Source organism: Enterococcus sp. LJL90, from assembly GCF_056924355.1.
Genome location: NZ_JBXPBQ010000001.1, coordinates 697,228 through 715,618 on the forward strand (window position 1 = coordinate 697,228; position 18,391 = coordinate 715,618).

Below are 18,391 nucleotides of genomic sequence, written 5' to 3' on the forward strand. Positions count from 1 at the left end.
TAAAATTAGTTTAAAAGGGGAGAAAATTATGGGAGTGAAAAAATTTCAGAGGATTGCCCGTTGGTTAGGCCGAATTTTCTGGTTTGTCTGTGGTATGCAAATTATTTTTGTCCTTCTGCTTGTTTTAAATCTTTTTCACGTAGGGGATGTTTCTTTTGATTTTAATCCACAGTTTTTCATGATTCTGCGTTCAGAGGGTGCTGGGATGAGACTGGGCGGCAGTGGAGCTGAGCTGCAGCATTGGATTGATGGTACCACTGGGCTATATTTGTTTTTAGCGAATAGTTGTATTTTTTATCAAGGCGGAATCATTTTTCAAGGGCTGGCCAAAGGGGAATCCCCGTTTTCAAAGCAATACTTGCATAAGCTAAAGCTGATTAGTTTTACTTTAATCGGTTCAGGTTTGTTTGCCGGTTTTGTTCATCCTTTTGTGACAAAATTCTTGCAAAATCTCTTTGATCAAGATTATGATATTCAATACGGCTTGGATAGCGGCCTGATTTATGGCTTGATTTTATATGTGGTGGCCGGGGTGATTCATTATGGCATCGAGCTGCAAAAGCTGGCCGAAGATACAGTGTAAGGAGGGGAGCCGCTTGGCAATAGTGATTCGTCTAGATCGAGTGATGGCTGATCGCAAAATTTCTTTGAAGGATTTGGCGGATGAGGTCGGCATCACCAATGTCAATCTCTCCAAATTGAAAACCGGCAAGGCAGTGGCGATTCGTTTTTCAACGTTGGAGGCCATCTGCAGGGCATTGGATTGCCAGCCGGGAGATTTATTGGAATATCAACCTGAGGAAAATTAAAAAGCTGAGTTGCTGAAATTTGCAGGAGGGATGTCCGCAATTTCAACAGTTCAGCTTTTTATATGGGATTTTATTTGATTATTCGCTGATAACCTGAAAAATTTGATTCTGGTCCAGCTCCATCAAAGTCGCTGTCTAAAAAATGGAATTCTCTTGACAGCATCAAATAAGATTCTGGCAAAAATTATCAAGCAGTTTTACAAGAGGCTAGACCTTTCGCCAATCCTCCCGCAGCACACCGTATTTCACTGAATCAAAAAACTCTCCCTGATAATAACGAACTTTGGGAATCTGAGCTTCTAATTTTAAGCCGGATTTCAAGGCTAAATTCATCATACCTGGATTGCCAGACCAAGTTGTGCAGCCAATGTGTTCAATTTCAGGATGCAAATCAAAAAGATAATCCAACCAGATTGGCACGGCCCGCTTGCCGATACCTTTACCCCAAAGACTGCCGTCGTAGAGGACAATCCCAAATTCCAACCAGCGCTGCAACCCGCCATCTTGCCATTGAGCAGTTAGCAGCCCGATTATTTTTCCTCGATAAACAATGACTGCCCGATGGGGATTGCCGACTGAATCCCAGCCAAAGCCGCTGGAAAAATCCTGCCACGTTTCAACGGGGTCGTGAAAATACGGACCGTTAAATTTCATCCATTCCAAATCCGCCTCCGGGCCAAAGGCGATGCTCCAGATTTCTTTTAAGCGTTCCAAGGGAAAGCCAATAATTTCGATTTCACCATCTAAAGTTTTTAATTCCATATAGGTCTTCTTTCTTTTTTTCTTTAATTTTAGCACGAAAAAAGTTTTCCTTTAAGCAAAATTGAACTATTTTCACAAGAAAGATAAATTTTTTTATTCAAGCGGGCAGATTGTTTTTGGCTGCTAATCAAAAGTGTTAGACTAATAGAGTAAGCAAATCAAGAAAGGATGATTTTGAATGTCAAAAAAAATGTCAGTTTCAACGGTAATTAATGAGGGCGGCCGCGAAGGTGAAAGCAAGTCAGTCACTGGTTTCTTGGATGTCAAAACAACTGGAACGAAAAAAGAAGGCTATACCAATCCAGAAGAATTATTTGCCGCAGGATTTGCTGCATGCTTCAACGGCGCAATGGTTTTCCCATTAGAAAGAGATGGCCACGGCGACCTACACCGCAGCGTGCGGGCAGAAGTAGCGTTATTTGGCGACTTGCCTGATTTCAACAGCTTGCACTTGGAAGTCACTTTAATCGGTAAAATCGATGGCCTTTCAAAGGAAGAAACCTTGAAATACATGAAGGAAACAGAAGGCATCTGCCCTTATTCAAAAGCAATTGAAGGCAATGTTAAACTAACCGTCGACGCAGAATAATTTTTTAAAAGTTTAATATTCAAACCTGAGGCAGCTGTCTCAGGTTTTTTATTTTGCCCAAAATTATTGATGCCGATTTCTATTTATATAGAAAGAAAAATTTTTTCTCACTGCCTGTTGATTTTTTCACCGCTAAAGTTGTGTATATAGTGAAGGCTTTTTATTTTTTCGAAAAAGGAGTAAACATCATGCGCAAACTACATTTACAATTTAGAAATGTGGACGGCAGCCGCAAAACCATTATTATTCAGCTTTTGCCATCAAAATCTGACTCCTGAAATTGTGCGGCAAGCAATGGCGGATTTGATTGCCCTGAAACTTTTTGAGCGCAACGGCGTGCAGCTTTATACAGAAATTATCGGGGCAAAGTATGTGGAGACGAAGGTGACGTGGCTATTTGATGACTTTTCCCGAAAAGAAGCAGCAAGAACGCAGCAGTCGCATCAGACAGCGACTGCACCGGAAATTTTGCTTGAAGAGCCAGACGGAGTTCTTCTCAAAATCAGTCAATGGTCAGTACAAGTACAGGAAGTCTTACTGCAATTGAGACAAACTTTTGAGCGGCTTTTTATTGGGGCAAAAGAAAGCGAAAAGTTGGTTTATTTACAGCAATTTTCTTCAGGCGCTTGGGCCTTAGCGCCTTGATGTCAAAATGCTGGTAGTATAAAAAAATTAGCCAAGGCTACTTATTTGAGTTGCTGTTTTACATCAGCAGCTAAGGCACTCCATCTTCACAAAAGGACTTTACTGCAAAGCAAGGGAATTTGGCTCAGTTCAACAAACTTACTTGGTCGTCAACATGGTTACACTGGCAATCCGGGATAAAAATCAGTCGTAGTTCATACCAATTTTTTGCCATTAAAAAACCAGCAGAAACCCAGCACTCCCCCACAACTAAAATAAATTGATATGTTATAATAATTGAGAATGAAAATATCAAACATGGTGATTTTAATTGTATTTAGGGAGAAAAAAATGAAGCGATTTAAGTATTTTGTTGGTTGGGCGATTATTTTTGGTCTGTTTTTGGCTAGTCCAGCTGTTCCACTGGCAGCAAGCTCGGGCGAGACGGCGGATTCAAGCAGTCAAGCTAGCACAGAAACGACGGCATCAAGCACTGAGGACAGTAGCGAATCTGGTCAAATCAGTTTTTCAGTGGTGGGACATTTGCCGGAAAATCAGATCAATACTCAGGATGAATTTTTTAATCTGCGACTGGCGGCTGGTGAGCAGCAGACAATTTCTGTCGGAGTGACCAATCATTCCAATCGGGAAATGACGTATCAGGTCTCAGTCAATCAGGCCTACACCAACACTCGTGGGTTAATTGATTACACGCAGGCTGCCGATAGTGCCCGCAATGACTATCCTTATCCGATTGGTGAAATCGTTGATTTTGAGAATGAAGTCACGGTGCCTGCCAATGAAACAGTTGATTTTCCGCTGACCATCACGATGCCAGCGGAAGAATTTGACGGGGAAATCTTGGCGGCGATTCAGATTACCCAGTCACAAGAAGGCTCTGCTGATCAAGGCTATGCATTAGGGCTGCGTTTGACAGAAAATGACAATCCAGTCGTGCATGAGTTGAATTTAATTGATATTGTGCCGGCCGCTGCCAATAATCGGCCGAGTGTCGTGGCGACGCTGGAAAATCCGACGATGGCTAGCTATAGTCAGCTGAGCTATCACGGGGAAATTTATGATGCCAGTACTGGTGAGTTAGTCCGCAGCAGCGATAGCGACGCCAATTTACAAATGGCCCCCAGCTCGACCTTTGATTTTGTAATTGATTGGGAGCAGGAGCCGTTGATGGCCGGCGACTACCGCTTGGTTTTGACGGTCTCAGATAATACCGACAGCGACTGGGAATTTGAACAGGAGTTCAGTATCTCCCAAGAGCAGGCCGATGAGATTAACGGCATGACCTTGGTCACCAGCCAAGCTTCAGGACTGCCGATTTGGGGCTTTATTTTTACCGGTATCGGTCTAGCCTTACTTTTAACCTTGGGCATTCAAGCCTATAAACGTCGTCGCCGTAAAAAATTGGCAGCAGCGAGACGGCAAGCTAAACAGCAGCAAAATAAACAACAGCAGCAAAAGTCTCAGGGAAAATCTGCAGCTAAAGCAAAGAAAAAGTAACTTGCTCAAGCCCGTTTCGGAAAGTCGCAAAAAAGCTGTGATTTTTTTTGCGAGAATTCGGCTAGAGTCCCTTGACTTTAATTTTTGAAAGGGCAATACTTAAATCATTACCGAAAAAAGAGGAGGACAAGATGGAGAAAGCTAAAGGATCAAAAAAGCACACTCCTCCTAAAGAGCGCACTGCGAAGAAACGGCCACCGACTGCCGGCAAAGACACAGAGCAAAAACGCCAGCAACCAGAGAGAACTCTGCAAAAAACCTCGCAAAAAGCAGTTAGTAAGGCGGCGACCAATGAAGGCGCAAAAGAAAAACAACGCCAGCTGAAAAATCAGCGCTCTGAGGTTAGCCAACGGGAAACAACTGACAGAAAAGTCGCCAGACAGCAGTCAACCAGCAGCTCTGCAGGGAAAAAGCGCCCCCGCAAGCCTGTCCAAGCGCCGTCTAAGAATTCTGCGGCGGGCAAAAAAGCCGCGACTAAGAAAAAGCGTCCACAGGGAAAAGCCAAGCGCCTCACCCAAACGAAGGGCTATCAAGCCATTCGTTATCTGCAATATGGTGCTGAAATTTTATTCACCTTGGCGGTCGTGGTCTTTTGTATCTGGTTTACCGTCAATATCCGGGCTCACTTTGTCAACGGCGAGTCAATGTCACCGACTTTTGCCACCGGTGACCGCCTCTTTACCAATAAAAATACTGAAGTTGAGCGCTATGACATTATTACTTTTTTCCCAGGAGAGTCTTCTGAAACCTATTTGAAACGGGTGGTGGCTTTGCCCGGCGACAGTATTTATGTGATGGGCAACAGTCTTTATATTTTTGCCGGTGAAGTGGATGCCGAAAATATTCCGGGAATTATTTATTCAGCACAGCTGCCAGACAGCACCCAGATTGTCACGATTGATGATGCGGTGGCTGAGGAAATGGCCGGTTTAAAGGAAGTTCCTGCTGATCAGTTTTTTGTAATGGGGGACAACCGCAGCAATTCTCGCGACAGTCGCGCCCTCGGTTTAATTGACCGTGAGCAGATTGAAGGAGTTGTCAGCTTCCGTTTTTATCCCTTTGATAAATTCGGCTTTGTCCATTAAAACAACATAAAAAGCGGAGCTAGCAAAATGTGCGGCTGCCTCTAACTAGGAGTTATTGTTTCAACTTCCCAGCTAAGAGCAGCTCAGCAAAATTGCTAGCTCCGCTTTTTTATTTGATTAACCTTCAATCAAGTTACCGGCTTCAGGACCCGCATCAAGTTTGTAGATTTTTTCAATTGCAATCACATTGGCCGCAACTGGCACCGGTAATTTATGGGCCGCTGCAAATTCTTTAGCCGCTTCATAAATTTCATCCCCTTGATGGATTTCAACCGGACCTTCAAAGCGGAAGCCTTTAAAGGCAGGGTGATCAACGGTGGCCACGACTGCCAGGTGAGTATCTTGAACATTTTGCCAAGCTTGCTTACCAGTGTGTTCGTTGTAAATCAAATGATTGTCGTCTAAAACCCGCATCGTGCCTTTGGGTCCAACTTGTGGATAGCCGTTTTTATCGGCGGTTGCCAAAAAACTTAATTGAGCTACAATCATATCTTTCATTGCTTGCGTTAAAGTTGCCATATTATCGTCTTCTTTCTTAATGTGAGATAAGTGTAGCACTTTTTGAAAAATAGACAAAAGAAAGTGTCCTGTTTTACTATTAATATAGAAGAAACAAAAAAAGCCGCCAAACATAGCTGCTAGCAGAAAAACAAAAAGTTATTTATTGAGTAACTTTTTGTTTTTTTCGCATAAAATGGCTTGTTTGCGGCAATTTTTTAATAGTCAAATATTACTTCATGGGGTGTCCAGACATGCTCTTGGGTTTCCGCCAAGACCATGGTATCTTCAACGAGCTTGTCAATTCTAAAGAGAATATCATCATTGACAATCGTCGTCCCAATCACATCCGCCTTTTCAATAAAGACATAGCTCGGCAGCAGATTGGCTTTCATATAATTCAAGATGGGCTTCAACTGGGTTTCAGCTACTAAATAATGTCTAGCAGAATCGGCAGAAACAATCAAGCTAACGGTTTTCCGCAACAGAGCGTTACGGGGCAGCAAATCAAAAACATTTTTCAAACTTCCGGGAATCGACGCTTGGCAGATGGAGGTGGCAATCACTAAGATATCACACTCCATCAGAGTATTAATCAAAGCCTTAGTGTCCCCGCTATACTCTTGGTAATTACGGCCATCACTAAAAACTAATTTCAACTTTTGCAGGTCGCAAACCGTCACTTCATTTTGGGGATGCTTGACCATCAGTTCACTTTGGACTTGATCAATGGCTAGCTTGGCTCTGTTGCCAAAATTTGACGCTGATAATAGTACAATTTTCATTCTGCTCATCCTTTTTTTCGTGAATTTCCTAGTAGCGTGTTCTGAAGACTGAAACATCAATCAACATAGAGTTAAATGGCCAAGCTCTTTGCAAGCCTTGCTGGGTAGCCAGATGACTGTTGGAGAATCATCCCGGAGCAAACCGAATTGCTCTTGCTGTCAGCTTTGTCAAGCGCGGCAATCTTTACCGGAAAGGGCGGCTATTAAACTGTCAACCTGATGTCAAAATCACCTTTGGGAAATATTCATTTTTGAGGCATCCGCTAAAAGCCAAATCTGCAACCAACAGAGGGGCACTTTAAAAGCAAAAGACTAAAAATCAAGGGTCTCAATTTTCGTCAATTTTTCAGCTAAAAACCTTAAAAAATATCTTTACAAAAAAATTATATCAACTTTGTCAATTTTAGTTAAATAAAATGCTTTTATCATAAGAATCATTTTTATTTAAAGAGTTAATAAATCGCTTTCTTTTGGCGATAGGTTGCAGCTGACTACTGCAACTGAAGCGTGTGGGATAAAAATAGTTGCCAGTCTAATCCCAGCTAGTTGCTTAAAATCAACGGGAACCACCTGTAAATCAAGTTTTTCAATAGACATTTCGTCAGTTTGCCCTTGTGTAAAAATTAAGTTAAATTTGTTAAAGCCAAGACGGAAATCAGCTTAAAAAAAATTTTAGATTTAAAAATTTTTTCAAGAAACTTTATTAACAAAGTTTAAAAAGAGTGGTATGATAAGAGAACCTATTTTAAAGGCTATTAGGAGGAGACAAACCATGCATATTGAACATATTGCGTTAGCAACTAGCGACCTTGAAAAAATGAAAGATTTTTATGTGAATTATTTTAAGGCTACCAGTAATCAGCTCTATCACAATCAGAAAACCGGCTTTCAATCCTATTTTCTAGAATTTGCTTCCGGCAGTCGTCTTGAACTCACGACGAAAAAACACTTGGCTGGACGAGTGCCGGATAGTTTGGGCTATGCCCATCTGGCCATTTCCCTTGGCAGTAAAGCAGCGGTTGATACTTTAGTGGAGCGTTTTTTAGCAGACGGCTTTCCGTTATTGAATGGTCCTCGGACGACTGGCGACGGCTATTATGAAGCAGTCATTCAAGATCCTGAAGGCAATCTAATTGAGCTGACCGTGTAGCTTGAGCATAAAATAATTCCAAAAGTCTTCTTCTATTAATTTAGTCCAGAAGACACCGTGTGACTAAAAATGTATAAGGAGTTTGTCAATGGAAAATCAATTTGAACGCATGATTGCTGGTGAGTTATACTTAGCAAGAGACTCAGAGCTGTCGGCAAAATTTACCCGCTGTCAAAAACTGTTGGATGAATACAATCGGCTGACCTATGAGCAAAAAGAGCGAAGGACAGAAATTCGCCGGGAGCTTTTGGGAACCAGTGGAGAGCATGTAACCCTTGTGGCACCCTTTCACTGTGACTATGGCGAAAATATTTCCATTGGTGAAAATTTCTATGCCAATTATGATTGTATTATGCTGGATGTGGCGCCGATTGAAATCGGCGATAACGTTATGTTTGGCCCACGGGTCGGCCTGTATAGCGCTGGACACCCCATTGATGCCGCCGTCAGAAATACTGGTTTAGAGTTCGGCAATAAAATTAAGATTGGCGACAATGTTTGGATTGGTGGCAATACAGTTGTCAATCCCGGGGTCACCATCGGCAATAATGTCGTCATCGGCTCAGGCTCGGTTGTCACCAAAGATATTCCCGCTGATGTCATCGCTTTGGGCAATCCCTGTCGTGTGCTGCGACCGATTTCTTCAGCAGAGAGCTTGGCCTGGCAAGAGCGCCAAGCTGCCTACGAAAACGAATTTAAAATCAGCCTGTAATATAGTAGCAAAAGTTAATGGTAAAACTAATCAGAAAGAAGGCAAAGTTGTGGAATCCTTCAAGCCCAGCAGTGTCAAAGAGCATAATTTAGGCCTTTTGCGCCAGCTTTTAATCAGCGGCGCAGGACTGTCTGCCCGTCAATTGTCAGAAAAAACGGGTCTCAGCGTGGTCAGTATCAATAAGCTTGTCGCTGAATTGATTGAAACCGGCGAAATCAGCATCCAAGAGACGCCCCAAACAACTGGCGGACGCAAGGCCACTTTATATCAGTACAATCCTGAGCGGCGATTATTGCTGATTTTTCAATTTGTCGAAGAAGCAAGTGCGATTGTTGCCAATCTAGCAGTGGTCAATTTATTTGGCGAGAACTTGCAGCAAAAGCGCCTAACCTCTGATGAGCTACATCCACAAAAACTATTAGAAAATATCCAACAGCTGCTGGAAAGCTTTCCTAAAATTCAACTGATTGTTTTTGGTATCACCGGCGCCGAAATCGCCGGTAAACTAAAAATTATGGACTTTGCACCACTACAGGATATAAATTTGCGCCAGCTAGTAACAGAAACCTTTGCCGTCGATGTCCTCATCGAAAATGATATCAATGCGGCGGCTTTAAGCCAGTCCCAGTCACAGACGATTACCGTGGCGCTTTACTATCCGAAGAATTTTCCACCAGGGGCCGCAGTGGTCATCAATGGCCAAATTTTTCATGGCACTCATGGCTTAAGCGGTGAAATCAAACATCTGCCCTTTGTTCAGCGGGCACAATTTCCTGTTAGCCGCTCACAATTGAAAGGTCAGATTTCAGAAACACTTCAGACGGTCATCAGCGTCTATGATCCCGCAAAAATTATTCTCTATCTCAATCAATCAGCTTTTAGCCAAGCTGATTTAACCCTGATAGAACAAAAACTAACAAACGTATTCCCTTATTTTGCGCTACCTACAATTTTATTAGCAGAAACTTTTCAAAAAGATTATTTTGCGGGCCTACTACAATTAGGGCTAGCCAAGTTACGGAAGCAGCAAGATTAGATTTTAGGGATTTGTTATGATACAAAATTATCATGCGGAGATTTTTACAAAAAATAAGTCAAAAACCTTATTAGTCATGATTTTGCGTGCAACGAGTTCATTATGTTGATGGAACACTATTTTTTAAGCTATTTATACAATTTTTCGAGTAACTGCGGACTACTCCTTTTTTCAATAATTTCAGCAAATTATAAAAATTTTTTTATTAGAAAAATACTAGTCTGAAATTCAGAAAAAAATAAAAGTAAAAAATATCTTTATTCAGATATAAAAAAACCTGCGAAATTTTTATTATTTCGCAGGCTTTTTTTGTTGCCAAATGATGAATACATCAACAGATAAAAAAACAACATAAAATAATTTGACTATTAATTGACAATGAAATGATAAATATAAAAAATGATAATATGTTATATATAAAATTAAAAGGATAGTCTAATTGTAATATCGTTTAACTATTTTTAGTCGAAATAAAACTAATTTTTGATTAAAAATGATTGACAAATCTATTTTATCGATTTATTATAAGGGTGTAATTAGTAACAGAGGTTATTATAAAATCGTTGAATTTTACTTAATTTTCGTTATTTTATGGTGTGTTTTTAGTTAGTTTCAGAAAAAACCAAAAATAAAAAAACATATATTGTAAAAGTATACGCTTTTAGAAAAGTACCAAAAAATGGTGCAAGTTCATCTGTTTATTTTGCAAACTCCTTCTCAATAGAAGCTCCGACATTTTTTAGAAAAGGAGGGTTGTTAATGGAAAAAAATGGTTTAGCGGAAAAGGATTGAAAGACAAAAGGTTTTGGTTGTTGAAAAGGTTGTTGTTGAGATTGGGTTCAGTACATAAAAAAGGAAAAGGTAGTTAGAGGAGTGATAAACCAGAGCAAGGATGATAACAAGTAAAGCAGGTGCAAAATAATGGGGCAAAGAAAGTTAGAGGATTTTAAGCAGACTAAACGTCCCGAAAAAAGGAATCGAAAGCAAAAAAGTAGTGGCAGACCCCTTGAGTCTTCAAGAATAGCAAGCCAAGAACAAATTCAGCATTTTGCAGAAACAAAAACCTCAGGAAACGGCAAAAGAAGGAAACAGCAAAAAAATAGAAAAATAAATGATTTATCTTCTAAAAAAGCCGATGTTTCCACAAAAATTGCTAATACACCGAAGGCAAAAGGTGTGCTAGCTAAACAAATCAAAACTAAAACAAAAGCTACTGCAACAAAGACAGCTCGTTCTCACCAGCCGCAGCCCGGTTTAAAAATGCGGCAAGGGAAAAAAAGTGCCAAGATTACCATTGGCAAAATTAGTATCGCAATTGACAAGCGCTTTGGTCTGACGATTTTTTTCTGTGTTTGTTTAGCTGGTATGATGATGCTTATCATTTCAGGACTGATACGTTATCGAGCAATAGAGGTGCAGGACAATTTGATGGCACCAACGGTACAAAAAAATCAGCAGGTGGCAGTTGATACCACAAGCCGCATTCAGCGGTATGACTTAGTTGCTTTTCATTTATCCTCTAACGAATTTTCAGGGGAATACATACGGCGGGTGGTCGGTCTTCCGGGAGATAGTATTTGGGTGGAGAATCAAACGATTTTTGTAAATGGTTCACTTGAGGAAATGATTTCTCTTAGACCCCAGACTTATGCCAGTCAATTGCCGTCAGGGACGTATTCATTTACGACGAGTACCCAAAGCGTGATTGAAGAACTGCAGGGATTTAGCAATATCCCATCAGAAAGTTACTTGGTGTTAACGGACAGCACAGCTGGTGAGGACGCGGACAGTCGTGAGTATGGTTTGGTTAACCAGCGTAATATTCAAGGCGTAGTGACCTATCGACTCTGGCCTTTAAGCCAGCTGGGGGACATCTAAAAAATAAAGTGAGAGGGGGAATGTGGAGTGAAGAAAAAAATTTGGCGCTGGATTTTTCTAACCTTGCTGCTGTGTTGCAGTTTGGTAGTTAGCAGCCAACGGGTTTTTGCCACTTCATCGGGATTGAATTTATTAGTTTCCCCACTTTTACCTGACAATCAACTGACTTCAGGTGTGAATTATTTTGATTTATTGCTAGAAAAAGGTGCCGAACAGACGGTCACGGTAGTGCTAAATAATCCAACGGATCAAGACCGGGTGGTTGCCATCGAGATCAATCCAGCTACGACCACCTATAATGGAACAGTTGAATATGAGGATAAGGAGCCCAATGAAGACTTGGTTCCCTTCAATATTCGTGACGCTGTTGAGGTGGAGGAACGAATTGAATTACCGGCCAATCAAACCACCGATGTGCCAGTCACAATCAAAATGCCGGATGTCACCTTTGACGGTATGGTAGCCGGTGGGCTGAAGCTTCGAGAAATCACCGAAGAGACAGCAAAATCAGAAACATCAGTGGATTCGGCGGAAAAATCAACGGATGACACAACAGCAGACTCTACCACAGAATCCACACTCGCTGTTGAATCCCGTGAATCCGTGGTTACGAATAGATATACCTATGTGATTGCCCTGTTGCTTAGTGAAAATAAGGCAGCAGTCGCACCAGAGATTACGTTAGGAGGGATGTCTCTTAAAAACGTTAATAATCAAGACGCGATTTCACTAGAATTAGTGAATGAAGCAAATGCCTACGCTCAAGATGTTCGAGTGGAGGCGACTATTTCACTAGAAGGAGGGGATGAATCCTTCGCTTCTGAGCAGTCAAATATGAAAATAGCCCCAGCCTCCATCTTCAATTATCCAGTTGAAGTGGAGTCGGATTTACCTGCTGGGGATTATCTTGTCGAGACAGTCGTCTACTCAGAGAAAGCAGAGGATAGCGCATACGAAGCAAGCGATGGACAACGCTATAGCTATCGTTTTGAGTTGAGTCAGACCTTTACCCTTGAAGAACGTGTCATCCAAGGAAATAGTGATGCCGGGTCCTTCATTCCTAAAAATCATCATTGGATTTATTGGGTGGGCTTTGTCAGTCTAGCAGGATCTTTTGCCGGGGTAGCCTTTTATCTGCAACATAAAAAACTAGGCACTGGTTAACCATGGCTGCGAAGAAATATGGAAGAAAATGTGTATGGGGGGTTAATAATGAAACTAAAAAGAATTATCGTTGGTTTTTTGGCAATTTTACTAGCCGTAGGTGGGTTAGGTATTGCCAATGTATTTCAAGAGACAGAAGTAACCGAAGCGGCTGATGGAGAAAATGTGGCAACAGTAACGTTTCGGACCACTGCTGAGTATCCCTTTGATGACGGCACGACTGAAAGAGTCGTTCAAGTGGATTTGGAGGCAATTGAGACCATGGAGTTGCCCTTATTTAAGAATAACGACAACTTAAGTTTTGTCGGCTGGACTCTAGATTCCAAATTTGTTGCCGCAACTACTTTACATCCCAATGAATTAGTTGAAAAAGAAACTTATTCACCGGCAACACTCTTACGGCAAGGATTTTATGCCGGGGATGAAGCAGTTTTTACAGTGGTTACTGCCACACAGGGGGCAGAGGGGTCGACAGATATGTATGAGTATGGTCAAACGACCAAGTCGATGACTCGAGTCCCTTCCATTTCAACGGCTGCTGATGCACCAAGTTCAGGGAATTTGATTGTGTATAGTTACGACGGCAATTCTTATAAGAAAGAAAATTCGTATACTGTTTCTGTAGCAAATTTCCAACAAGCTTTATTTGACCTTTATGAAAATGGAGATGCTAAATTAGACTATGTTTTATATGTGGGAGGAGCAGTTGCAACGCTGCCGACTTCAATCGGGGCAAGAACAACTGCCCCAACAACCGCATCAGAAGCTAGTTTTTATTCACTACAAAATAAAATCGGTAGCTTAACGATTACTGGGAATACAGCGGATAATGTGAATGATACTCCAGCTACGTCCGAACCTAACACCTCAGTGTGTAATCGGTTGACCTTTACTAGTAATACAGTTTTAAATTTTGGGACAGATGTAGAAATAAGAAATATTTGGTACTCCAATGTGACGAACTTAGCGGCCAATGGATACAACTTGTATCTCGGTGGCGGCTCTTGGGGTAACCGAACAGCTTATGTGTTTGGTGGTTCTAGCGATGGTACATTAGTTCCAAATCCTGGAACAGGTGATACTCGGACCGCAGCAGATGGGTCTGTTACTATTTCTTCAACTGGTAGAGGTACTTGGAATTTGTACGGTGGCAATAACACAGGCGAATTCACAGGAGATGCCTATTTAACCGTTAATAATACCAGTAATGCGGTAAATAATATTACTGGTGGCTCTGGTGCAAATGGCTTTAATGGTAATACCTACGTGACGGTTTATAACACTAGATCAACAGTCACAAATATCAAAGGCGGGAATGATTCTTATGATGTTAATGGGAATACCAATGTGACTATTCACAATGTCGGTGGAAATATCACTAATGTTTATGGAGGTCAATATGGAGCAACCGTCACTGGTAATACGAGCCTAAAACTATATTCCGCAAGAACAGTAACTAATATCTATGGTGGTGCTTATAACGGGACAGTTGGAGGAAATGTTTCGAATTTCATCAGAAGTACGTCCTCATCGTTTAATATCGGTACGGCTTTTTTTGGAGGCTCTTATAGCGGCACAATTAATGGGGACATAAATACGTTAATTGCAGGGTATGGAGGTTATAGTGATGGTCAATTTGCTGGAGTTGGTTATACCTCAAATGTTGGTTCAAACATCAATAGACGTCAAGTCACGACTATTTTAGATACTTCCCTATACTCATCTGGAAATTTCTACTATAGCGGTGTCAATCGTGTAAGTGGTGTCGTCTATGCGGACATTTTGAATGTCACTAGGGCAGGTAGGTATAACAAAGGATCGATTCAAGGTTATAACGGCACAAGTGCGACAGAATCATCAAAATTGACACAAAGTGGTCTTGGGGCAAGTGGAATTATTTATAATAATAATTTGAATTCGACTGATGTAGACAATGGAGTCTACGCAACAACCTATGATGGTTATGGAGCCGAAGGACGGCGTTCAAGAGCGGAAGCAGCGGCGACCAATCGAGTCTATGGGAGTGTTACATCCCATGCTTTAGGCGGAAGTATGTCTAACGCAGCTGATCAAACTGGCTATATGCGAGCAGGCGGTTATGGAGGATATATCGAAGGAAATACATCGCTTACTACTGGAATTATTTACGGTGTAGGTCAAGATGAGAAGGCTGGCGGATACAATTTTGTTCGGAATCAAACAACTGATGATTCATACTATGATAATGCTGCAAGCAATGTTATGAAAGATTTCAAATATCTAGTTTCAGGAGATTCAGGAGAAAGTTGGACGAGTAGAAGAACTCGTGGTTATGGTGCTTTTGACATTGTTGGTGGGACTGGTGAGGCTGAAGGTGAAAGATATGGTTCTTATCTTTACGGGGATTCCAATTTAACTCATAACAATATTTTAGCTCGTTGGACCTATGGCTCAAACTTTGGCGGTGTTCATGAAGGGAATAGTACGATTACGCTAAATGGAGGTTTAGTAGACACGCTAGAGGGCTCGGGTTACACAATGGTTCGTCACTATGGTGATTCTACTGCAATCATAAACAATGGTGAAATTAATTACTTCTTCTCTGGTGGAGGTTGGAAAGATTGGGCAATGTTTGGTGATGTATTTGCCATTTGTAATGGTGGGATTGTAAATTGTGCAATTGGGGGGACCTATGGTGACACTAGTTCTCCAACAAGTCATTATGTCTTTGGTAATGCTACTACAATTGTAAAGGATGGACGGTTCGACGGTTATCCAAGTTACGGGTATGCCGGGTTCTCTGGTGGTGCTACACGTAGTGGACATATTTATGGAGATGTGTCCCTTACTTTAGACTTACGAGAAGCCAGAAATTTTGCTTTGCCAAGCAAGACAAATATTACAGGAGGGCGTTCTTTTAGTAACAGCTCCAGTTGGGAAAACACTGATGTTAACACAATCGGAAAAGCAGATGGATCAAGTAAAGTTGCATTGAACATTTACACTAAACCTGGAAGTGATTTATTAAATGGGACAAGCCTATATGGCGATGGTGGTCCAAATAATAATAACGGCGGGAATGGTTCCCGAGCGGGAAGAATTATCATGAATATTGATGCCCCGGACTCAACCATAGGGAATCTCTATGCGACCCAGTATCGAAATATTCCTACAGCCAACGTAACGAATCCAACTTCCAGCGCAAATACCTTAAGAAAATCAGTTGATATCAATGTTTTAAGGGCTGGGCAAATTGGTTCCTTATCTGGGGGAAATGCCAACGACACGATGAATAATAGCGTGGCCTATAATAGTTCAGCGGCAGCTCTCGGAACTGCTCGAGAGGTCAATGTAAAACTAGGGACACAATTAGATGCAAATCCACTAACCGGTTACGATATCGATGTTTCGACAATCGAAGACGCTCAAAAAGATATCTCCTTCGGGACTTCTACTAATACAACCGGATTGGTTAACTTCACTAATCTATCTGTTGAAAATGCCTTTACAGCACTAGCAGGCTACGGAAACATAAAAAATGGTGTGAGTGCTGATGACAGAAATCACTACAATCAGTACGACAAGTTTGGTGATGTCACAATTGAGGATGGCTCGGGATTAGGCGTTACGTCAGCTAGCTCATTTATCTCAATCGGCGATTTAACTGTTAATGGTGAAGGACACATCTATTCTCCTGCCGGTAATGGAAAAATTAACCTAGCAGGTATAGCTATGCCTGACCAGAAAGACCGTTTAACTTGGCATATGCAATCTGGTGGAGCAAACACAGTGTCCTCAACTGGTAGTTACTTTGGTGCTGCAAATGCATATCAAGTATTAACATTTACAGCAACGGAAGCCAATGGCACAACTCCAAAAACAGGTATGGCAAGTGATATTACACCATTAAACTTTATGGGTATAGATGACTCTAGTGGAAAAACTTTTGTCGGTGATAATGACTTGACAACAAGTGCTAGCGCGACGGCGGCCAATCATCGAGAGTTTGGGATTATGATTCCTGGATCTGTTATTGACTATAACGTTAGTGAAGATGTTGATCCAGATGACTTAAAAACAATCTTTAGCGGTGGGACAGGATTGATTAGTCACGATGTCACTCTAGCTAAGAGCTTTGATGAAGTGACACCAACTGGAGATTTAAGAGCGATTGCTACTTGGGCAGCTGGAGTTGAGAAGACTTCTGGTCGTTTGGTTATACCTATACTTGGTTCGAATCCAATCTATCCAACCTTAACCTTTAATCCAGATAATCCAACTGGTTCATGGCTGAGGAAGGGTACTATTGATTCAACGAAAGTTAGTGACCCAAGCTATGATGAAATAATTTCTGAACAAGATGACTTAGATGCAGATATGTATCTTGATGAAACTGATCCGGATAATCCGGTGAAGCGCTGGAAATCTGTAGATTGGACGATGGGTGCCAATACAGCAACCGATGCTAATGAGTATAGCTATACCATCGATATCATCTTTTCAAATGAGCTTGAGCTGACCGGTCGAAATGTCATCGTTACAGAGCCTCAAGCTAAAGCTCTAGCAGATGAAGCGGCAGTACGAAATCTTCAAGAAATATTTGGCCGACCATTCCTAACAACGAGTTTGAGTCAGGCTGATTTGGACTCTTTACAGGCTGGATTAGACGAGGGAACAAACAGTAAGACAATACCAATCACCTATCAGATTCGAAATGCTGAAACGGAAGCTAAAGATCAAAAAAGTGAGACTTGGAATATTGTTATTGTGCCGGATGGGGCGGTGATTGCTGCCGAACTCGACTTTGCCCTTTATGCGAAGGATGGGCAGATGACTTTGGCTGAGGCGGGTGCAGTAACAGATAGAGTGCCGATTGATGCAGTCACTAAAGTTTTTACCATTAAAGCTATAGATGGTGTAGAAAATCCAACTGGTCTTGAAGCTAACTTAGACAAGAAGTATATAGACGCTTTTCAAAATATTTCAGGTCCAAAAGATGTACCAGTCTCCTATACAGCGACCTACGGTGATGGTGAATTTGGGGATCGAACCTTAACAAAAGACGTCACAGTCCGTGTCATGGGCTACCTCTATCTATCTGAAGTCACAGACATCTTTGACTTCGGTGCGCAAAAAGTCACGGGTAGCGAGCAGACCTATTGGCCAACTCGCAAACCTTATGATGCTACTGAAGATCCAGATGGCAAGCGGGGTTGGACAGATATTGTTGTCTCAGACACTCGAGGAGATAATTTGCCTTGGAATTTATCCGTAAAAGAATTAGTACCGTTGAAGGACGAACTCAATCAACGTACCTTGCCAGAAATGATTTACTATCAGGATTCGGCTGTTGCAACGCCAAAACCGATTACTCAACTTGCTATTGATGTCTTAAGCGCAAGCAATGGTGAGTATGGCAAACCTGAGTATATCGAGAACTATGAAGTCACCTCGGATTGGGTGGCGGGTGAAAAAGGCGTTCAATTGACTCTGCCAAGTAGTGCACAACGGACTGGCTCATATAGTGGGAAACTCGAATGGACCTTGAGCTTTACTCCTTAAAATGTTGGAGGGACTTTTGGGGAAAGAAAAATTTTCCCCAAAACCTCCAAAAACTTTAGAAATTGATCTAATGGGTATCTTTAACCGGAATAAAGTTAACTGCAAAATGATTTTTGATTTAACCAAGTTAGTTATCTGGTGTGAAGCTAATTAGTAAAAGTTACATCAATATCTAGTGTGATGATTCACACTTAATATACAACTCTTATTTAACTAAAGAGATTCATCATTTTATGGGGA

Annotated in this window: 15 protein-coding genes; 12 read left to right on the forward strand and 3 right to left on the reverse strand. The window is 41.5% G+C overall.

The window, feature by feature from the left end; all coding sequences use genetic code 11:
• The first annotated feature begins 28 nt into the window (after positions 1-28).
• Both AC1Z3S_RS03130 and AC1Z3S_RS03135 read left to right on the forward strand, forming a co-directional pair.
• On the forward strand, positions 29-583 hold the full coding sequence (locus tag AC1Z3S_RS03130; RefSeq protein ID WP_461739140.1) for a hypothetical protein: 555 nt from the start codon (positions 29-31) through the stop codon (positions 581-583).
• A 13-nt stretch (positions 584-596) separates the two neighbouring features.
• Positions 597-809 carry a helix-turn-helix domain-containing protein gene (locus AC1Z3S_RS03135; protein ID WP_265456038.1) on the forward strand — a complete coding sequence of 71 codons (213 nt, stop codon included), beginning with the start codon at positions 597-599 and terminating at the stop codon, positions 807-809.
• Positions 810-1,016: 207 nt separating this feature from the next.
• On the opposite strand, the gene AC1Z3S_RS03140 is transcribed toward AC1Z3S_RS03135, so the two are convergent.
• A complete protein-coding gene (locus AC1Z3S_RS03140; RefSeq protein WP_461735238.1) occupies positions 1,017-1,571 on the reverse strand; it encodes a GNAT family N-acetyltransferase in 555 nt (184 codons plus the stop codon).
• A 178-nt stretch (positions 1,572-1,749) separates the two neighbouring features.
• Here AC1Z3S_RS03140 and AC1Z3S_RS03145 point away from each other — a divergent pair, with 178 nt between their 5' ends.
• The 4 genes from AC1Z3S_RS03145 (at position 1,750) to lepB (AC1Z3S_RS03160) (ending at position 5,387) form a co-directional block, all read left to right on the forward strand.
• Positions 1,750-2,160 (forward strand): Ohr family peroxiredoxin, encoded by a 411-nt coding sequence (locus tag AC1Z3S_RS03145; RefSeq protein ID WP_461739141.1) that lies wholly within the window; start codon positions 1,750-1,752, stop codon positions 2,158-2,160.
• A gap of 294 nt (positions 2,161-2,454) precedes the next feature.
• Positions 2,455-2,805 (forward strand): hypothetical protein, encoded by a 351-nt coding sequence (locus tag AC1Z3S_RS03150; protein WP_461739142.1) that lies wholly within the window; start codon positions 2,455-2,457, stop codon positions 2,803-2,805.
• 330 nt (positions 2,806-3,135) lie between these two features.
• Positions 3,136-4,302: a WxLIP family cell surface protein gene (locus AC1Z3S_RS03155; protein WP_461739143.1), complete on the forward strand. Its 1,167-nt coding sequence runs from the start codon at positions 3,136-3,138 to the stop codon at positions 4,300-4,302.
• Between the two features lie 131 nt (positions 4,303-4,433).
• Positions 4,434-5,387, forward strand: a complete 954-nt coding sequence (gene lepB, locus AC1Z3S_RS03160; protein WP_461739144.1) for a signal peptidase I — start codon at positions 4,434-4,436, stop codon at positions 5,385-5,387.
• A gap of 117 nt (positions 5,388-5,504) precedes the next feature.
• On the opposite strand, the gene AC1Z3S_RS03165 is transcribed toward lepB (AC1Z3S_RS03160), so the two are convergent.
• Together AC1Z3S_RS03165 and AC1Z3S_RS03170 are read right to left on the reverse strand one after the other, a co-directional pair.
• The gene (locus AC1Z3S_RS03165) at positions 5,505-5,906 is read right to left on the reverse strand and encodes a pyridoxamine 5'-phosphate oxidase family protein (protein WP_461739145.1); all 402 of its coding nucleotides are present in this window, start codon (positions 5,904-5,906) and stop codon (positions 5,505-5,507) included.
• Between the two features lie 197 nt (positions 5,907-6,103).
• Positions 6,104-6,670: an NADPH-dependent FMN reductase gene (locus AC1Z3S_RS03170; RefSeq protein WP_461735242.1), complete on the reverse strand. Its 567-nt coding sequence runs from the start codon at positions 6,668-6,670 to the stop codon at positions 6,104-6,106.
• Between the two features lie 772 nt (positions 6,671-7,442).
• Between AC1Z3S_RS03170 and AC1Z3S_RS03175 the strand changes: the two genes are divergently transcribed.
• The 6 genes from AC1Z3S_RS03175 (at position 7,443) to AC1Z3S_RS03200 (ending at position 18,151) form a co-directional block, all read left to right on the forward strand.
• Positions 7,443-7,820: a VOC family protein gene (locus tag AC1Z3S_RS03175; protein ID WP_461739146.1), complete on the forward strand. Its 378-nt coding sequence runs from the start codon at positions 7,443-7,445 to the stop codon at positions 7,818-7,820.
• Positions 7,821-7,908: 88 nt separating this feature from the next.
• Positions 7,909-8,532, forward strand: a complete 624-nt coding sequence (locus tag AC1Z3S_RS03180) for a sugar O-acetyltransferase (protein ID WP_461739147.1) — start codon at positions 7,909-7,911, stop codon at positions 8,530-8,532.
• Positions 8,533-8,581: 49 nt separating this feature from the next.
• On the forward strand, positions 8,582-9,568 hold the full coding sequence (locus tag AC1Z3S_RS03185) for an ROK family protein (protein WP_461739148.1): 987 nt from the start codon (positions 8,582-8,584) through the stop codon (positions 9,566-9,568).
• Between the two features lie 921 nt (positions 9,569-10,489).
• A complete protein-coding gene (lepB, locus tag AC1Z3S_RS03190) occupies positions 10,490-11,446 on the forward strand; it encodes a signal peptidase I (protein ID WP_461739149.1) in 957 nt (318 codons plus the stop codon).
• Between the two features lie 27 nt (positions 11,447-11,473).
• Positions 11,474-12,610, forward strand: a complete 1,137-nt coding sequence (locus AC1Z3S_RS03195; protein ID WP_461739150.1) for a DUF916 domain-containing protein — start codon at positions 11,474-11,476, stop codon at positions 12,608-12,610.
• Between the two features lie 48 nt (positions 12,611-12,658).
• On the forward strand, positions 12,659-18,151 hold the full coding sequence (locus tag AC1Z3S_RS03200; RefSeq protein ID WP_461739151.1) for a WxL domain-containing protein: 5,493 nt from the start codon (positions 12,659-12,661) through the stop codon (positions 18,149-18,151).
• The last annotated feature ends 240 nt before the right edge of the window (positions 18,152-18,391 follow it).

What these genes read in the sequence shown, in the direction of transcription:
- AC1Z3S_RS03140 (WP_461735238.1), bottom strand. Translation starts at nt 1,571, where the DNA reads ATGGAATTAAAAACTTTAGATGGTGAAATCGAAATTATTGGCTTTCCC.
- lepB (WP_461739144.1), top strand. Translation starts at nt 4,434, where the DNA reads ATGGAGAAAGCTAAAGGATCAAAAAAGCACACTCCTCCTAAAGAGCGC.
- lepB (WP_461739149.1), top strand. Translation starts at nt 10,490, where the DNA reads ATGGGGCAAAGAAAGTTAGAGGATTTTAAGCAGACTAAACGTCCCGAA.
- AC1Z3S_RS03150 (WP_461739142.1), top strand. Translation starts at nt 2,455, where the DNA reads ATGGCGGATTTGATTGCCCTGAAACTTTTTGAGCGCAACGGCGTGCAG.
- AC1Z3S_RS03180 (WP_461739147.1), top strand. Translation starts at nt 7,909, where the DNA reads ATGGAAAATCAATTTGAACGCATGATTGCTGGTGAGTTATACTTAGCA.
- AC1Z3S_RS03175 (WP_461739146.1), top strand. Translation starts at nt 7,443, where the DNA reads ATGCATATTGAACATATTGCGTTAGCAACTAGCGACCTTGAAAAAATG.
- AC1Z3S_RS03165 (WP_461739145.1), bottom strand. Translation starts at nt 5,906, where the DNA reads ATGGCAACTTTAACGCAAGCAATGAAAGATATGATTGTAGCTCAATTA.
- AC1Z3S_RS03155 (WP_461739143.1), top strand. Translation starts at nt 3,136, where the DNA reads ATGAAGCGATTTAAGTATTTTGTTGGTTGGGCGATTATTTTTGGTCTG.
- AC1Z3S_RS03200 (WP_461739151.1), top strand. Translation starts at nt 12,659, where the DNA reads ATGAAACTAAAAAGAATTATCGTTGGTTTTTTGGCAATTTTACTAGCC.
- AC1Z3S_RS03145 (WP_461739141.1), top strand. Translation starts at nt 1,750, where the DNA reads ATGTCAAAAAAAATGTCAGTTTCAACGGTAATTAATGAGGGCGGCCGC.
- AC1Z3S_RS03130 (WP_461739140.1), top strand. Translation starts at nt 29, where the DNA reads ATGGGAGTGAAAAAATTTCAGAGGATTGCCCGTTGGTTAGGCCGAATT.
- AC1Z3S_RS03170 (WP_461735242.1), bottom strand. Translation starts at nt 6,670, where the DNA reads ATGAAAATTGTACTATTATCAGCGTCAAATTTTGGCAACAGAGCCAAG.